The sequence below is a fragment of the Brevibacillus sp. genome, assembly GCF_003521185.1.
GTDB classification, from domain to species: Bacteria; Bacillota; Bacilli; order Brevibacillales; family Brevibacillaceae; genus Brevibacillus; species Brevibacillus parabrevis.
This window is the reverse complement of sequence record NZ_DOTK01000062.1, coordinates 44,154-60,931: the sequence shown is the minus strand read 5'-3', so window position 1 is coordinate 60,931 and position 16,778 is coordinate 44,154. Positions and strand designations below refer to the sequence as shown.

Genomic DNA, 16,778 nt, shown 5'->3' with positions numbered 1-16,778 from the left:
CATGCGTGGCGCACCAAAAAAAGGCAGGGACTTCAGGCTCCCTGCCTTTTCCTATTGGCTATACTTCATGGCGGATGATCCATTCCAGGCGTCTGCTTTGCATGCCAGGCGGAATCGTTTTCAGCAACCAATTGCGCACAGCGATTGCCAACGGATTTTCCCACTGGGTAACATAGCCCATCAGACGCGAGCCGCGCACGATCGCATGTGCCCGCTTTTTCCGCTGCTTCTCGTAGTGGACGAGAGCGGCTGGAATATCCACGTCGGCAGGCGCAAGACAACGTGCCAGCACAAGCGCGTCCTCCAGCCCTTGCCCTGCTCCCTGCCCCAGATTCGGCAGCATCGGATGTGCGGCATCGCCCAAAAGGCTGACCCTTCCCGTACCCCACCGTTTCAACGGCAGTCGATCGTAAATGTCGTGCCGCAAAATCGCTTCCTCCGGCGTAGCGGCGATGACGGCGCGGACAGGCTCGTACCAGTTTTCCAGGCGGCGCAACGCCGCGAGCTTTCGTCCGATCGGCGGATCTTTTTCGCCTTCCGGGGCATTGATGGCAGCGAACCAGTGTATCCGGTTGTGACCGATATGGGAAAAACCGAACCGCGCTCCACTCCCCCACGCTTCAAAGCCGCCGCCCGTTTCCAGCGGATAGCGCGCATCTTCATACCGGGCGATTCCGCGAATGGCCGTATAGCCGGAGTAGCGCATCTTTTCCGCGCCAAACAACAGCTTGCGCACGCTGGAGTGAATCCCGTCCGCACCGATGAGGACGTCTGCTTCCGCTGTCGTGCCATCGGCAAAAGACGCTTGGACCCGCTCCGCTTCCTGCGAAAAAGCGGTCAGCTTTTTGCCCAGAACCAGCTCTTGCTCGTCCACCCTTTCGCGCAGAGCTTGTTGCAAGTCTGCGCGGTGCACAAGGTAGCTGTCCGCCCCGCAGCGCTCGGCTTGACGTGCGACAGGCAGCTCGACCAGCACGTTTCCTTGCCAATCGCAAATGCTCGCCTTGCGGACGGGTGAACCAAGCTCCCGGATGCGTTGGCCCGCTCCCAGCTTGTCCAGTGCCTTCATCGCATTGGCAGCCAGCACGATGCCTGCCCCGATACCTTTTTGCTCCCTGGCTTGCTCATACAGCCTGACCTGCCAACCTGCCTGTTTCAAGGCAATCGCCGCCGACATTCCAGCCAACCCGGCCCCGATGATCATCGCTTTTCTGTCTTTGTGCTTGCCGTTGGTCATGACTTTTTCTCCCGTCAGTAAGACTTTTCCAAATCATAACATGGCAAGCGACCAGGGCATACGAAAAAGCCGCTTTTCCATCGAAAAGCAGCTCTCGCTTGTCGCCTGTCTCCTAGAACAAGTTCATGCTCAAGTAACGTTCACCCGTATCCGGCGCAATGCAGACCACCCGTTTGCCTGTGCCCAGTCTTTTGGCAATCGTGATCGCAGCAAACACAGAAGCTCCTGACGACGGGCCGACCAAAATGCCTTCCCACGCGGCGAGCTTGCGCATGCTGTCCAAAGCTTCTTCGTCGGCGATCTGGATGATCTCGTCGTAAATGTCCGTATTCAAAATGCGCGGAATAAACCCAGGACTTGTGCCGACCAGCTTGTGCGGCCCCGGCTTGCCACCCGACAAAACAGGCGAGCCTTTTGGCTCCACGACGGCGATGTACAACCCGGGAACCTCTTCGCGCAGCACCTCGCCCGTCCCTGTAATCGTCCCGCCTGTACCCGCCGTCGCGACAAAAGCATCGAGCTGTCCTTTTGTCTGGGCCAAAATTTCCCGGGCTGTCGTGATGCGATGAATGTCCGGATTCGCCGCATTTTCAAACTGCTGCGGAATGAAGCTGCCCGGGATTTCCTGCTGCAACTCCTTCGCTCTGGCAATCGCGCCGGGCATCCGCTGTTCACTCGGCGTCAGCACGACTTCTGCCCCGTATGCTTTCAAAATGTTGATCCGCTCTTTCGACATGTTATCAGGCATGACCAAAATCGCCTTGTAGCCTTTGGCTGCCGCGTTCATCGCCAAACCGATTCCCGTGTTGCCGCTCGTCGGCTCGATAATCGTATCCCCGGGCTTGATCAGCCCCTCCTGCTCCGCTCTGGCAATCAGATTGTAAGCAGCGCGGTCTTTGACGCTCCCGGACGGATTGAACTTTTCCAGTTTGACCCACACCTCTGCCGCTCCCTCGGGAACCATCCGGTTCAGGCGAACGCAAGGCGTATTTCCAATCAGCTCGGTGATATTTTGGTAGACGTTCATAAAAACCTCCCGGACAAAGCCAACTGGCTGGTGTATACGAATAAGCATAATACAATTAAACCGATCTGAAAACAGCAAAAAAGCCCGTTCCCTGGTGCACAGCCGCACCGAGACAACGGGACTTGATCTGTTTGCGCGCTTTAGAAGCCGTACTTGGCCTTGGTCTGTTGCAGCACGTTTGCCGCCTGCTGATAGAGCTTGTTCGCAGCAGTCTTGCCGCCGCCATGCTCTTTTTCCAGCGCAGCCAGCCGCTGCTTCGCCTGATCGATTGCGTCGGTGCCTGCCTTGATCGCCGCCTGCAACGCTTTTTCGCGATTAGCCGCGTCCGGAGCATTCGCCTTGATCTCTTCCCAAACCGTCTGCGTGTCCTTAATATCCGTTTCCAGGACGGCAATCAGGTCTTGCATGCTTTGCTTCTTCTGGGCGATTGTGCTGTCCATCGCATCCATCCCGTCGACCAGCACCTTCATGCTGCCGAGCGTCCCGGCCATGACGTCATACTCCATTTTGCTCAAACTAGGCTGCTTGGAGTAGGTAGTCAGCTCGTCCAACAACCCTTGCAGCTCAGCCGCCTGGTCTTTGGAAAATTGAATCTCGTCTGCGAACTGGATTTCCTGCAAATATTGCGCGCTCTCCTGCAAGTCAGCCGCGAGCTTTTCCGTCCGCACGACTTTGTTCGCAAAAGCCACCCGCGCCTCTTCCTTGGCTCGCTGCTCCGCCAACACTTTTTTCTTCTGCTCCGCTTCCAGCTCGACGCTTTTCGTCCAGGCGGCAAGCTTGTCGCTGTAAGCCTGGTTTGTGCTGGCAACAAGCTTGGTTTCCTGTGGCTCTCCCTGTGCGAGTGAACCTGTAATCAAAAGGCCGTCCGCACTCAGCTTGGCCTGAAGCGGCCCAGCCGACTCAGCCGTCTTATCCGCAGATGCGGACTTCGGCTGAAGCGTCAGCGCATCGCCTTCCCGCGTCCCTGTAAAAAGGCTTGTCTCTGTTTGCAAGCGAGGAACCGTATCCTCGACTAGCAGCTTGGACAACGTGATTTCGACGTTGAGTTGCTCCTGTTCCGGCGTCACCTTGGCGTACACCATCCGGCTCTGGTCTGCGTACAAATAGCCTTCTGCCAGCGCGATCGGCATAAGCGCGCGATAGCCCCAAAAGCCCAAAGCGCAGACGACCAGCAACGCTATTATCCCTACGATCCGTTTGTTTTTCCCCTGCATACCGCGACCCCTCATCCGCTTTTTCTGTTTCTTTTGACCCGCTTTTACCAGTACGTACCACTATTTCATCATACATGAATCATGACCCTCAGCCATATGAGTCGAAAGGCCAAATCCATGAAAGCTTTCCGAGCTTGAATTTGAACTATTGCAGCTTGCCGCGCTATACTACAAGTATATCACCAGAGGAGGCCAGGTTGAAATTGGAAACGAACTATGTCCAAAAGCAAGTCGTCTTGCAACCATGGAAAGCCAACCTGTTTGCTTGTGTTTGCCTTCTCCTGTTTGTTCCGGCCGCTTTGCTTTTCTATCAAAAGGCGGTGACGTTCTCGGTATCTCTCAGCGATATCGGGCTGTTTTTTGTAGTCGTTTTCGGCGGAATCATCGTCCATGAAGCTGTGCACGGAGTCGGCTTCATGCTCAGCCGCCAGGTTGCTACATCCGATATCCGCTTCGGGGTAATGTGGCGCAAGCTTGTTGTTTACGCCTGCTGCCTGAAGCCGATCTCTGTGGGCAGCTATCGGCTTGCTGTCGCCCTGCCGGCTTTGCTGCTCGGTGTGTTGCCCTTTTTCCTGGCCTACTTTTTCCAATCGCTGTTTTGGTACGTGTGGAGCATCGTCATGCTGATCGGCAGCTTTGGCGACTTCTACATCTTGTGGACGCTCCGTTCTTTTTCCAAACAGACACGCATTGCCGACTCGCCAGACAGCATCGGTTACGTAGCTTACCTGCCCGAATCAAAAGCGTGATTTCATCTGCCATGCCAAAAAGCCGACGTCCATGCGGAACCGTCGGCTTTTTTATGCGGCTTGTCAACTCGTTTTGTTTGCTACACCTATACCGCTACCTGTTTGCGTGCGGCAGGGAAATACAGCCCGGCTGCGCCAAGCACGCCCGCCTCTGCTCCCATCGTGGTGAACTGGAACGTCGCCTGGCTCGCCATCCGGGAAATGCAGCGCTGGCGAATCACCCGCTCTGCTTCCTCCAGCAAAATTCGGCCGTTTTTCATGACGCCTCCGCCGAACACGATCACCTGCGGATTGAACAGATGAATCAGGTTGGTCAGGCCGACACCGAGGTAGTAGCCTGCCTGCTTCATCAAGCTGATGCTAAGCGGATCGCCGCTCTCTGCCTGCTCGCCGATCTCCTTGGCCGTTATGCGCCCGAGCTCGCCCTCGCAGACGGTTCGCAGGGAGCTTTCCGCGCCAGCTTGCAGCTGTTCCTGCGCCATTTTTGCCAGCGCCAGTCCCGACACGTAGTTTTCCAGGCATCCTCTGTTCCCGCAAGCGCACAGCGGCCCTTCCGGATCGAGCGAGATGTGGCCGAACTCGCCTGCACTGTCGCCAATGCCTGTAATCAGCCGCCCTCCGCTGATGATCCCGGCGCCCACTCCCGTGCTTACCGTGACGTAGATGAGATCATCGGTGCCGCTGGCGCTGCCGAAGGCCCACTCGGCAACGGCTGCCGAATTGGCGTCGTTGATCAGCTGCACCGGAACGCCGAACCGTTGACCGAGCTTGTCGCCGATCGCCACATCGCTCCAGTTCAAATTGCTTGCAAAAATGACCATTTGCCGATTTGTATCAATGATTCCGGCTGTAGCAATTCCAATTCCGCGTATTTGCGAGATGCCGACACCGCTGTCCGCGAGCACGGACGAGACGAGATCGCCAATTCGCGAAATGACAATCTCAGCCGCGTCCTCTTTTTGTGTCGGAGCGTTCGCTTGGCTTAGGATGCTGCCATTCTGGTCGACAATCGCGGCGATGACTTTCGTGCCTCCCAGGTCAATCCCGATGGCATATGGTTTCTCTTGGGTCATCGTGTGACTCACATCCTCGCTGTCTGTTCTCTATTTGAAAATAGCGTCGAGCGCCTCGGAGGTCGAAGCGACCAACTGCTCTGGCTTGTAGGCATACGGCGAGATTTCCGGGATGATGTAGCCGCTGTACCCGATCTCGCGCAGCGCCTCTGCCACGCGCGCCCACGGAATGTCGCCAGCCAAAAGCGGCACAAATCCGGTAATGTTGCCCGTCGTCGTCTTGAAATCTTTGACGTGAATCGCCCGGATCCTTTTGCCGAGGATGCGAATCCACTGCTCGGGAAAACCGAATTGCAGCACATTGCCGACATCGAAGTAAGCGCCCACCCACGGGCTGTTCACTTCATCAATCAACCTGGCCATTTCCAGCGGGCTGAGCAAAAATTTGTTCCAGACGTTTTCAATCCCGATATGCACTTGCTTGGCTTCCGCCGTTTTCGCCAGTCGTGTGAGCGCTTCGCGTGCCCGCTCATACGCCGTGTCGTACGATACTTCCGGTGTCACCAGCCCTGGCACGACCAGAACCGTACGTGCTCCAAAAACGCTTGCTGCCTCAATCATTTTCTCGACGACCTGGATGCCTTTTTCCCGCACTTCCGCGTCGTTATGAGTAAGCGGGTACTTCCAGAGGAGCGCCGTCGAGACACTCGGCAGCTCCAATCCATACTCGCGAGCCAGTTGCGCCAGCTTCGCCAGCTCGCCCTCCGTCATTTCCAGATGCAAGGGAGCGTCTCCCTCGTCGAGATTCAACTCGACGCCTTTGTACCCGTACTCTTTTGCTTGCTGAAAAATATGTTCTGCGCGGCTTTCTCTCGGAAAGCACCAGGCGTTGATTCCTTTTTGAAAAGACATGCTGCTCACTCCTTCTTAATCGTGCGAAATGGTGACAGGTGCACCGGACTGCGCAGACTCGTTTGCGGCCAATGTCACTGCCAGCGTCTTTTTCGCAGAGGCGTATGGCGACAAGATCAGGCTCGTATCTCCGGTTTCAATCGCCGTCACAAAAGCGCGATCCTGTTCCCGGTACATATCTACTGTCGCCTCAAATGTGCGCGTACCAGCCTCGTCCGTGATCGTCAGTTGTCTGCCGTCGATCAGCACACGGAAATGTTTCCCCAAAATTTCTACACCTGTCCGGTGATCCGCCTGGATAAAGCACGTATCCAGATGGCCGAGCGCCCCTGTGGTAAAAGCCATGCTGACCGCAGACACATCCGGGATGTCGATGCCTTCAATGTCTTGCGAGACGAGCAAAGACATCTGCGCGTATACTTTTTCCACGTCACCCGCCAAAAAGCTCATCATGTCGAGTGTATGCGTCGCCTGCTCGACCAGTTGGCCGCCCGATTTGCCCATTTGCCGCCACCACGGAGTTTCCACGAATTTGGTCAAATAATGGCCGCGCACCAAGGCGATCTGCTTGTCAGCCAAATACTCGCGGGCTTGCTGCACGATATCCAGATAGCGCAGGCAATAGCCTGTCGAGGTAATAATCCCTGCTTTTTCCATCGCCGCCTGTTTCTTCGCGACTATGTGCATATCGAGGCCAATCGGCTTTTCCACGAACAGGTGAATCCCTTTTGCTGCCGCCTGCTCCTCGATTTCTTCGTGGGCAAAAGGCGGGACGCAGACAAACAGCGCATCCAGCTTTTCGTGCGTGAGCAGCTCCTGCCAGGAGGTGTAGCCGGAAGCACCGATCCGCTCGGCCGTGGACATTGCTGCTTCCCGATTCACATCGCAGACAGCGGTAACTTTCACTCGTTCGTCAGCGAGCAAGCCTTGCAGGTGATGCTGGCCGATCCCGCCGACGCCGATCATTCCGATCTTCATACTCATGTTGATCCACCGTCCCCGTTAGCGAATGACCACCGGTTGCTTCGATTCGGCCGACTGGTAGGCAGCAAGCGCTACTTCGACCGCGCGCATGCCGTCTTCTCCTGTTACGGATGGCGCTTTTTTCTCGCGGACGCTGGCAACAAAGTCGCTCACCAGCTGGCTGTCCATGTCGTCGCCCCAGTTGACCCATTTCAATCCTTTGTCATTGCTGTACACATCGAGCTTTTGCGAAAAGGCATCGAGCGAGATAGTGCCTTCCGTGCCGATGATTTCCATCGTAACGTCGCCCCAGACCGGGAACGTCTTGTTGCGCGACCAGCTGCAATCCAGCGTGGCGAATACGCCATTTTCAAATTCCATCGTCAAAATGCCGCAGTCGTCAATCGGGGTAGGCGAAAACTTGCTGTCTACTTCTGCGTACACCTCGCGCACTTCCACACCCATGAACCAGCGCATCAAGTCAACGACATGCACCGTATGATCGATAACAGCGCCGCCGCCGGACTTGGCAGGATCGACGAACCAGCCGCCCGGATTTTGCCCGCGATTCGTGCCGCGGATCGCCATGATGCGGCCAACCTTGCCTTGCTCTACCAGCTGTTTTGCCCGCACAACCGCAGGGTGGAAGCGAACAGGGAACGCCGTTTGCAAAATGACGCCTTGCTCGCGGCAAATCTCAATCATTTCCTGGGCCGCCGCCAGCGTGGTCGCAAGCGGCTTTTCGCACAAAATGTGCTTGCCTGCTTTCGCGGCTGCTACTGTATGCTCATGATGCTTGGCATTTTCCGAAGTAATGATGACAGCGTCGACGTCAGCTGCCAAAAGCTCGCGATAATCGTGGTAAAACGGTACGCCCCATTGTTCTGCCGCTTCCTTGCCACGTGCTTCATCCTCGTCGGCTACACCGACCAATTGTACGCCCGCAAGCTTCCCGATCGCATTCGCGTAGCTGTATGCGTGCATATGTGCGACACTGATGATTCCCAGTTTCATATGTGGTCCCCTCCTACACTAGCGTTACGGGTTTGCCCGTTTCGATTGACTCAAGCGCAGCTCGCGCGATTTCCACTGCTTTCACGGCATCCTCGACCGTCACGCGCGGCTGGAGATCGTTTTCGATGCAATCGATGAAATGCTTCAGCTCGCGGAAGTACGGATTTTCACGCAGCGGACTCTCCGGCACAGCCACTCCGCCCATTCCTGCCTGTTTCGCGCGATTTACGGCGATCAGCGGCTTTTCTTTTGCACTGTCATACTGAATGATTCCTTCGCTTCCCGCCAGCTCCATTTTCATCGAGAAGCCTTCATGCGCCCAAGACCCTTCCACATGAGCAATCATCCCGCTTTTGAACCGAAGCGTCACCAGCGCGTAGTCGATGCGGGCGAAGCCGCGTCCAAGCAAGCTTTTCGCATAGACGCGCTCCACGTCGCCGAAGCACCAGCGCAAAAAGTCGAAGTCGTGGATGATCATGTCCAGCACAAGACCGCCGCTGTTTTTGTAATCCGCATACCAATCGTTCCACGCCGTCGGGAAAATACCGCCACGGAACGTCCGCGCCACGCCGACATTGCCGATCGTGCCATCGTTCACCAGTTGACGGGACTTCTCGTACTCAGGGAAAAAGCGCAGCACATGGCCGACGAACAGCTTGACGTTTTTCTCGTGGCAATAGTCAACGATCGATTGCGCCTCTTCCTTGCTGCGTGCCAGCGGCTTTTCGCAAATGACGTGCTTGCCTGCGTCCGCAGCTTTTTGCACATACGTTTTATGCAGGTAAGTCGGCAGACACACGTCAATGATATCTACCCGCTCCAGCTTCTCCATGGCTTCATCGTAGCTCGCAAACCATTGCGTATTCGTTTCGGCTGCCAGCTCGCGGCCGCGCTCTCCGCGCAAGTCGACAATGCCGACCAGCTCGACGTTTTTCATGGCAGCGTAAGATTTTGCGTGAACAGTTCCCATCGTACCTGCTCCGATTACCAGAACATGATGCATAGTGGTTTTTCACTCCTTCAGGGGAAAATGGCTATTTGGACCCAGTTAGGGTAATACCCTCGACAAAATGCTTCTGCAAGAAAATAAAGACGATAATCATCGGCCAGATGGCGAGAACAGAACCAGCCATCAAAATCGGATAGTTCGTCATGTTCGTATGTTCTCCTGTCAAATAGGCCAATCCTGCCGACAGCGTCATTTTATCCGGCGTGCTGTTGACGATCAGCGGCCACATCAGATCATTCCACGACCAGAGGGCGACGAAGATGGCCAAAGCGATCAAACCGGGCTTCGCCAGAGGAAGCATGATCCGCCAGTAGATTTGGAAGTGATTGCAGCCGTCGAGCTTTGCCGCCTCTTCCAGCTCTTTCGGCAATGACATGAAAAACTGGCGCAGCAAAAATGTGCCGAAAGCACTGAACAGTCCTGGCACGATCAACGCGGTGAGCGTGTTCAGCCAGCCAAGCTCCTTCATGATGAGAAACTGCGGGAGCAAAAACACTTGCCCCGGCACCATCAGGACGGACAAAAAGACGATGAACAAGGCGTTGCGCCCCGGAAACTCGATGCGGGCAAACGCGTATGCCGCAAGCGAGCAAAGGAATACTTGCCCGACGACTTTCACGACTGTAGTCAAAATCGTGTTCCAGTAAAAGTCGTAGAAAGGCAGCATTTCGAAAATGTGCGTGTAGTTTTCCCATTGCAGGGACGTCGGCCAAATGACTGGCGGCACCTGCGTCGATTCACCCAGCGTTTTGAGCGAAGTCAGGATCATCCAGACAAACGGCGCGACCATTACTAGAGCGCCTAGTATCAGCAGCAGATGAATCAAAAGATTTTTGCCAACCCGATTACGTCCTGTTTGGACACTCATCGATCATTCCTCCTGTCCAGTCATGCTCGCTTAATCGTAATGGACCCATTTTTTCTGCATTTTCATTTGAATCGCGGTAACAATCAGGATCAGCACCAAAAGCACGACTGCTACTGCTGCTGCATAACCGCCATTGCCTGATTCGAAGCCGTTCGTGAAGAACAAGTACGCCACCGTCTGCGTCGATTCAGCCGCCGGATTGCCCAGCTTGCCGATCATCAAGTAGATCAGGTCGAATACTTGGAACGCGCCAATCAGCGAAGTAATGCTCACGAAGAAAATCGATGGCGTCAACAGCGGCAATGTAATCGTAAAAAACATCCGCACAGGTCCGGCTCCGTCGATTTCCGCCGCTTCGTAATAGCTGCGCGGAATCCCCTGCAAGCCCGCCAGGAAAATAACCATGTTGTAGCCGATCGAACTCCAGACGGCAACGATGATGACAGCGTACAGAGCGATGTCAGGGTCGGAAATCCAGCGCGGTCCCTGTATCCCCACTGTCCCTAACAAGTAGTTGATCAAGCCGTAATCGGCATTGTACAGCCATCTCCACACCATCGCCACGGCAGCCGCCATCGTTACGACTGGCAAAAAGTACAAGGTACGGTAAAACGAGATGCCTTTGATTTTCTGGTTGAGCAAGACGGCGATTAATATGGAGATAGCGATACTGGCTGGAACTGCAAGAACCGTATAAATAAGCGTGTTTTTCAGTGCGATCCACAGGTTCGGGTCTTGGAACAGCAGGACATAGTTGTCCACGCCCGTCCATTTGTACTTGCCGAAGCCTCCCCATTTGGTGAAGCTGAGATAAATAGTCTGCACGACTGGCCATATGTAGAACAAACCCAGACCGAGCAACGTCGGCGCAATCATGAGATACGCCCACAACCAGTCGCTTCGTTTCATGCGATTCAATGGCTTTGCTGGTTTTGGCCGGGCAGCGGCATGCACTTCTGGCTGAAGTTGGCTGCTCATCGCAATATTCCCCCCTGACAATAAGCTCGTAACAGGGGATGGCTCCGTCCTCGACACGAAGCCATCCGTAAAAAGAAACCCCTACTCTTGCGCCAGCAACTCGTTCATTTTTTGCGCAAGTTCTTTCGCTGCATCTTCTACGCTCATTTGACCTGCCCATGCTTTGGTCATGTAATCGGTCTCCAGCTTCGCCCATTTCGCGGTGTCCTTGGAGATCGGATACGCTTTTGCGTTAGCTGCCTGATCAATAAAAATTTTCAGATTAAAGTTAGGCATCGATTTCACCCAAGTATCTTGTGTACCGTTGAACGCCGGGATTGCCGCTCCCTTGCTTGCCTGGATCTCCGCCGCTTCCTTGGAGCCCAGGTACTTGACGAACTCCCACGCTTCTTTCGGGTGCTTCGTGTTCGCCGCGATCACATTGCCCAAACCGTGGATAACGCTCGTGTTTTCCTTGCCTTTAGGAAGGTAGGCCACGTCCACTTTGTCTTTGGTGTACTCGTTGCCATTGAATGCGCTTGCCATCCAAGACCCGGAGTAAACCATCGCCACTTTCCCGGATTCGAAAAGTTGCGTCGATTCAGTCTCCGACATTTGCGCCGCAGACGGCGACACTTTGTCATTGATCATGTCTACCCACAGCTTCAAGCCTTCGATCGTTTCCGGTTTGTCAAAGCCCGACGACTTTCTGTCTTCGGAAATGACGGAGCCGCCAGCTTGGAAAATCGTGTTGTAGTAATTGTCTTGTCCGTATGGCGCTGCCGCGATTCCCCAGATGCCTTTTTTCTCGTCCGTCAGCTTTTTCGCTGCTTCCTTCAGCTTGTTCCAATCCCATGTTTCGTCCGGATATGGCACTTTGGCGTCATCAAACAGCTTCTTGTTGTACCAGAGCCCGATAGTGTCAAAATCTTTTGGCAATGCAAACGTTTTTCCGTCGTATGTGTAGAGATCAACCAGCGCTTTTGGATAATTTCCAAGGTCGACGCCGTCTGCCTTGATCTGTTCATCGAGCGGCAGCAGCACATCGTTTGCCGCATACTTGATGATCCGCGGGCCGTTGATCCAGAAAACGTCCGGCAAAGTTCCGCCAGTCGCAGCCGCTTCCATCTTCGTCCAATACTGTTTGTTCGGTGTCAGCTCGATCTTGATGTCAACATTCGGGTTCGCTTCATGGAATTTCTTTGCAATTTCCTCCATGGCCGGCATCTGGTTTTTATCCCAGAGGGCGTAAGTAAGCGTTACCTTTTCTCCGGTTGCGGCGCCTGATTTTTGTCCATCTGACGGTGTGGCACTTTGCCCGCCACCGGAACATCCTGCTACCGCTACCAACAATGCGGCCATTGCCAACGAAACCAACTTCTTCATCTGAAGTCCCTCCTCGACATACGTTCTCCTCTTTTTTTACCCCCAACTCAGTTGAAACGACTGCGTCTTGACCTCCACGGCTCCCCCCTTTCACCGTACGATGCAATCTTTCTTTTTCCAATGCTAAAACAAAGTATTCAAAAAGGAACTACAGGCTGAAATGAAAGACGTCCTGTAGCAGTACGGCAGCGGCTGCCTTGACTTCAAAGTCCGCTCCCAGCATTGTCGGACGGAATTCCAGCCCGTCTACCATAATGCCCATTGCCTGTTCGCGCACCTGCTTTTCGATGCGCTCAAACAACACTTGATTGTCGCGCATCATTTCCCCGCCCAAAATGATCAGGCTCGGGTTGAACAGATTGACCAGGTTGACGATGCCGATGGACAAATACGCAGCGATTTCTTCTACGATGTCCTCGCACACCTGATCCTTTTGCTGCAAGGCACGGCGGAACACTTCAAACGTGATTTGCGTCATGTCTCCACCCGCCAGCTCCAAGACCAGCGTCTCTTTGCCGCGGGCAATCGCAGATAGCAATCCTGTGTAGATCGCCGGCCAGGCGACGTAGTTTTCCAGACAGCCGACGTTGCCGCAATCACAGCGCATGCCGCTGCGGTCTACGGTCGTGTGCCCGAACTCGCCAGCTCCCCCGCGGCTTCCCCGGAAAATGGAACCGTTTACAACAAGACCTGAACCTACCCCTTCGCCCACTGTTACGAACAGCAGGTTGTCGGCTTCGATCCCTACCCCGAAATTTTTCTCTGCCAGGGCAATCGCGTTGGCGTCGTTGTCGAGCCACGTACTCATGCCGAAACGCTGCTCAGCCAGCTCCTTCAACGGAACATCCGTCAATCGCAGCTTGGAATTGAAGCGAATCACCCCGCTCGCTGCGTCGACAATCCCCGGAGCGATAATGGAGATGCCCAAGCAACGCTCTGTGTCCGCTGCCTGTGTCAAAAAGTCTGCAATCGAGTCCAGTACATACTGCACCATCCGATCGCTGACAAGACCAGGACCGACCGGATATACTTGCTTGCGCTTGGTCGCCGCCTCCAGATTCATTTCCGCGATGGTGATCGCCGTGTTCGTGATGGAGACGCCAATCAAAAATTTTCCATCGGGGCAAAAGCGCACCATGATCGGCTTTCTGCCGCCTTTTGATTCTCCTGTTCCATCCTCCGCTACCACGCCGTCACGAATCAGCTCGTTGACTGCCGACGTGACCGTAGTCGGGCTGATGCCTTGCTTTTTGGCAATGTCACTGCGCGAGATGGGCCCATGCTGGCGGATTGTATCGAGTATAATAAAGCGATTTAGTTCTTGAATCAGTTTGAGGTCTCCGGTCCTGCGCATTTTATAAGCTCATCCTTTGTTTTTCCAATGACTTTATAAAGTGATCATAGCAGACCCTTCCAGCTTGTGTCAATTTGGATTTTTCAGTTTTTTGCACTTTTTCTGGACACCTTCCTTTCTTTGCCATCTGGCTCTTTCTTTTTGTAAAATGAAGCTGATACTGATATGGCTTGGCTCCACTTCACTTTACGCGAAAATGGGGGTACCGTTCATGAGAGATAACCTGCTGCCTCGGGAAATGAAGAGTTGCCTGGGTCCGTTTTATATCTGCTGCTTTTTATCCAAGCTGGCCTCTCGCAGGTTCCCGTTGATCGAAGACAAGAAAAGCGAGTATCAAAAACGGTACAGAGAGAGCAATTGCCTGTAGTGCGGGCTGCATGCACGAACATCGAGCAATATCCCAATTTTTGGTATACTCATAAAAGCGCTATAATGAAAAAGCAGGTGATTGCATTGGTTAGCATCGGTGACTCTTCTTTTTTCATGCTTCTGCCCCTGTTGGTGATCGTGCTCCTGAACGTGCTGAACATCGTGATCAGTATTTGGGGCTATCGCGATTCGCGGCGCAGAGGCAACAGCAAGGAATTTTCCATCATCGTCCTGGTAGCGTTGTTATTTTTCCCGATTATCGGGCTGATTGTGTACCTGATTATTCGCAAAGACGAACCATAGAGGGGGAAGCTGCTCATGACGGCGACTGTGTGGACGCCTTACGAGGATTGGCGGGGGCATCCTGCTGACTTCCGGGTCAAGTATCGCTTTTATCCGGAAGCAGAGAGCGGGAGAAAGCTGCCGCCTGTTCAAGGCTATCGAAGCGATTTTTCTTATGCCGGCGACAATGAAAAAATCGAGCTGTTCGCTATCCACCCTGAGTTTGAGACGCCGGACGGGGATGTCATCCGCGATCTGACTGCTCCAGTCCCGGCAGAAGGAACGGCCCGCATGTGGATTTTGTTCCCGCAGATGCGCCAAACCGTCCATATCCATCGCATCAAGCCAGGAATTGTCGGGTATTTCATGGAGGGTGCGCGAAAAGTAGCTGTAGCGGAAGTGATTGAGATTGTCGGGTTGCATGAAAATCCTGGGGAAGATCAGGAAAAGAAATGAGGTTTCTTCTCTCTCGATGCCGGGAGATGAGTGCCTTTTTCTAAAGGCTCGTTCTGTCTCCGCTGCCCTGGCCAGCCCGGTCTGTCCAAGTTTTTGTTAACTTTCGCTAGACGACACTGAAAGTTCGCTTCGTTATGCTAAATTCGCCCGTTGTAAAACGATCTCTTATCCGTTGATGGAACGCCGTGTGCGTTGAAAGTCGCCCGCACGGCGTAGGCTCGAACGAAATCCCTCCAAAATAACCGGAGGGAACAAGGCCAGAATAGCGATACCAGCCCAGCGATTGGCACGATCGCGGAGAATAGTACCCTCCCGCGATACATCATCCACTTCAACAGAGCGCTCGACGATGACACCATCGCTGAAATAGACCCGAAAAAAGTCATAGCTTTCTTTGGCATGAAGAGCACAGTGTGGAATCCTTCCGCTTTTGTTACCTCATTGGCATGGGATACGACAGATCCTGACCATCCGATCCTGATTATGAACACTAAATTAAGCAATAACCCAGGTCCAGGGAAATACGTAAATTTTGTCAATGGAGCGGCAAAGGATCGGCATGGCAATGTCATTACGCGCACTACACCTTAATAGCGAATCCATCAACAATCTTCGGATTTCTCCGGGGATCTTTTTTTATATTTGGTGGCGACCACCGACTGCTTTCAAGGTTAGCGTTTTTTACCAGCAAACTTGTTTCTATCATGTTTTGAGCGCTATTTATTTTTACACTCGTTCAAAATATTGTAAATCAATTCCATGATTCGACAGTATCTCCTAAGGTAAAGGCAAAGAACGTGCTTTAAAATGGTAAATGTTGGAATTAACACCACAACCGTTAACTTCCACTTGATGATATTGTCCAAACGCCATTTACTATGATCAAGAAAGGTGATGTTCATGTTTAAGAAATCTTTGCTCCTCCTGACATTAAGCTCCGTTGTCGCCGTACCGGCTCTCGCTGCGCAAGCCCATGGAGCAACGCCATCTCCCCAGGCAAAAACGACCGCTTTCAGCAAAGAAGACGGGAAAACGAAGCAGTCTCCTTCCAAAGTGTCCGCTAAAGCAATCGCAAACAAAGCATACGGCGAAGAGCATTGGGTGACCATTAGCTCGCCCATTCCAAGCGGTTGGGTCATCGTCAGAAATCAAGGAAACATGAATCTGATCCGGGATCTGAACAATGCACCCGCTAATGCCCAACTATGGGTATTGGGAGGCTCCCCGATCCCGACTGGATGGATCGTGACGAGATACCAGGAAAATACCAAATACATCCAAAATGTCAATAACGCGGCTTATGGCGCTCAACACTGGGTGTTGATTAGCTCGCCTATTCCAACCGGATGGATCGTCACCAGAAACAACGGAAATACGAATTACATCGAGAACGTCAATAATGCTCCTTTTGGCACCGAACGCTGGGTCCTGCTTAGCTCGCCTATTCCAGCCGGATGGGTCATCACCAGAACTAACGGAAATACGCGCTACATTAAAAATATTGCGAGCGCTCCGATTGGCTATGAGCAATGGGTACTGCTAGGTTCGCCTCTCCCAAGCGGATGGATCATTGTTCGCTCGCAAGGATCAAACAATCTGATCAAGCGTGTTAGCTAAAACAGAACACGGAACAGCCGCATGCATGGGCAATAGACACATGACATGCAGCCAATGGACAAGCTGGCGTCGGACGTGCATTCGACATCAGCTTGTTTCTTTTTGGCTCACTTCGCTGCCCTCTGAGCATCTTCTTTCCATATCACTTTTTCATCATCCCGCTGCCAGAGCAAGTTCGTTATAGGAAAAGGAAAAGTCATTTTGCCCAGTTGTTGAAATACTTTTTCCAACTCTTCCGCCTCAAATACTCTCTCTTTCTTTTGCTCAACCGATTTTCATATTTCTTCTGTTCGGATCAGGCAATATAAACAGATGCTGTTCATAGAACGTTTTTTTGTCCATAAAGTATTTATT

At 53.4% G+C, this 16,778-nt stretch carries 16 protein-coding genes; 4 read left to right on the top strand and 12 right to left on the bottom strand.

The features are described 5' to 3' along the window. Window positions 1-58 precede the first annotated feature (58 nt). The 3 genes from DEP07_RS19035 to DEP07_RS19025 all read right to left on the bottom strand — a co-directional run bounded on the left by DEP07_RS19035 (window position 59) and on the right by DEP07_RS19025 (window position 3,475). Window positions 59-1,234: an FAD-dependent monooxygenase gene (locus DEP07_RS19035; protein WP_280648201.1), complete on the bottom strand. Its 1,176-nt coding sequence runs from the start codon at window positions 1,232-1,234 to the stop codon at window positions 59-61. A gap of 112 nt (window positions 1,235-1,346) precedes the next feature. Beyond that, window positions 1,347-2,261: a cysteine synthase A gene (cysK, locus tag DEP07_RS19030; protein WP_122963205.1), complete on the bottom strand. Its 915-nt coding sequence runs from the start codon at window positions 2,259-2,261 to the stop codon at window positions 1,347-1,349. Between the two features lie 140 nt (window positions 2,262-2,401). After that, window positions 2,402-3,475 (bottom strand): hypothetical protein, encoded by a 1,074-nt coding sequence (locus tag DEP07_RS19025; RefSeq protein WP_173596244.1) that lies wholly within the window; start codon window positions 3,473-3,475, stop codon window positions 2,402-2,404. A 197-nt stretch (window positions 3,476-3,672) separates the two neighbouring features. Here DEP07_RS19025 and DEP07_RS19020 point away from each other — a divergent pair, with 197 nt between their 5' ends. Then, window positions 3,673-4,224 (top strand): DUF3267 domain-containing protein, encoded by a 552-nt coding sequence (locus DEP07_RS19020; RefSeq protein ID WP_280648200.1) that lies wholly within the window; start codon window positions 3,673-3,675, stop codon window positions 4,222-4,224. Window positions 4,225-4,310: 86 nt separating this feature from the next. Here DEP07_RS19020 and DEP07_RS19015 read toward each other — a convergent pair whose 3' ends face one another. The 9 genes from DEP07_RS19015 to DEP07_RS18975 form a co-directional block, all read right to left on the bottom strand. Next, entirely contained in the window at window positions 4,311-5,297 is a 987-nt protein-coding gene (locus DEP07_RS19015) for an ROK family protein (protein ID WP_122963202.1), read from the bottom strand. Window positions 5,298-5,327: 30 nt separating this feature from the next. After that, a complete protein-coding gene (locus DEP07_RS19010) occupies window positions 5,328-6,149 on the bottom strand; it encodes a sugar phosphate isomerase/epimerase family protein (protein WP_173596241.1) in 822 nt (273 codons plus the stop codon). 15 nt (window positions 6,150-6,164) lie between these two features. After that, entirely contained in the window at window positions 6,165-7,133 is a 969-nt protein-coding gene (locus DEP07_RS19005; RefSeq protein WP_287102901.1) for a Gfo/Idh/MocA family protein, read from the bottom strand. A gap of 18 nt (window positions 7,134-7,151) precedes the next feature. Then, window positions 7,152-8,126: a Gfo/Idh/MocA family protein gene (locus tag DEP07_RS19000; protein ID WP_173596239.1), complete on the bottom strand. Its 975-nt coding sequence runs from the start codon at window positions 8,124-8,126 to the stop codon at window positions 7,152-7,154. Window positions 8,127-8,139: 13 nt separating this feature from the next. Further along, window positions 8,140-9,129, bottom strand: a complete 990-nt coding sequence (locus DEP07_RS18995) for a Gfo/Idh/MocA family protein (protein ID WP_122963198.1) — start codon at window positions 9,127-9,129, stop codon at window positions 8,140-8,142. A 31-nt stretch (window positions 9,130-9,160) separates the two neighbouring features. Beyond that, a complete protein-coding gene (locus DEP07_RS18990) occupies window positions 9,161-10,003 on the bottom strand; it encodes a carbohydrate ABC transporter permease (protein WP_122963197.1) in 843 nt (280 codons plus the stop codon). A gap of 30 nt (window positions 10,004-10,033) precedes the next feature. Next, window positions 10,034-10,981, bottom strand: a complete 948-nt coding sequence (locus DEP07_RS18985; RefSeq protein ID WP_122963196.1) for a carbohydrate ABC transporter permease — start codon at window positions 10,979-10,981, stop codon at window positions 10,034-10,036. 81 nt (window positions 10,982-11,062) lie between these two features. Further along, window positions 11,063-12,346 carry an ABC transporter substrate-binding protein gene (locus DEP07_RS18980; protein WP_122963195.1) on the bottom strand — a complete coding sequence of 428 codons (1,284 nt, stop codon included), beginning with the start codon at window positions 12,344-12,346 and terminating at the stop codon, window positions 11,063-11,065. Window positions 12,347-12,494: 148 nt separating this feature from the next. Next, window positions 12,495-13,700: an ROK family transcriptional regulator gene (locus DEP07_RS18975; protein WP_122963194.1), complete on the bottom strand. Its 1,206-nt coding sequence runs from the start codon at window positions 13,698-13,700 to the stop codon at window positions 12,495-12,497. Between the two features lie 453 nt (window positions 13,701-14,153). Between DEP07_RS18975 and DEP07_RS18970 the strand changes: the two genes are divergently transcribed. The 3 genes from DEP07_RS18970 to DEP07_RS18960 all read left to right on the top strand — a co-directional run bounded on the left by DEP07_RS18970 (window position 14,154) and on the right by DEP07_RS18960 (window position 16,424). Then, window positions 14,154-14,372, top strand: coding sequence for a PLDc N-terminal domain-containing protein (locus tag DEP07_RS18970; protein WP_122963269.1), 219 nt, complete (start codon window positions 14,154-14,156; stop codon window positions 14,370-14,372). A 15-nt stretch (window positions 14,373-14,387) separates the two neighbouring features. Continuing rightward, a complete protein-coding gene (locus DEP07_RS18965) occupies window positions 14,388-14,807 on the top strand; it encodes a hypothetical protein (protein ID WP_217365799.1) in 420 nt (139 codons plus the stop codon). Between the two features lie 900 nt (window positions 14,808-15,707). Further along, entirely contained in the window at window positions 15,708-16,424 is a 717-nt protein-coding gene (locus tag DEP07_RS18960; RefSeq protein WP_287102899.1) for a hypothetical protein, read from the top strand. The last annotated feature ends 354 nt before the right edge of the window (window positions 16,425-16,778 follow it).